General features: G+C 32.4%; 1 protein-coding gene. It reads left to right on the top strand.

The genetic code is table 11. From position 1 onward, the window contains the following. Positions 1–12 precede the first annotated feature (12 nt). Positions 13–407 (top strand): transposase (locus tag EO115_RS08315; protein WP_240629002.1); only part of this gene is annotated, 395 nt, incomplete at its 3' end.

Raw genomic sequence — 407 nt, forward strand, 5'->3', positions numbered from 1 at the left:
CGAAGGATTCTTATGAAGAACCCTGGTAAATTAACTGAAAGCGAACGAATAAAGCTGTTAGAAATACTACGTATATCCGATGACCTGCGGCGTGCATATGGACTTAGATTAGCCTTTAGAAAGATATTTAAGATATACAGCATACCTAACATAGAAAGATATATACAATTATGGTTAAATACAGTAGAAAACAGTCATCTACCGGAGTTTAGTAATTTTAAAACTTCCTTTACCAGTTGGTTCCCTCAAATTGTTAATGCCTTTGTATTACCATATTCCAATGGATTTACAGAAGGGTGTAATAATAACATTAAAGTATTAAAAAGAATAAGTTATGGATTGCGTCATTTTGATCGTTTCAGAGTTCGTATACTTCTATTAAGCAAAAAGAATAGCGCTAGCTATTT

Source organism: Veillonella sp. CHU740 (assembly GCF_003992055.1).
In the GTDB taxonomy this organism is placed as follows: domain Bacteria; phylum Bacillota; class Negativicutes; order Veillonellales; family Veillonellaceae; genus F0422.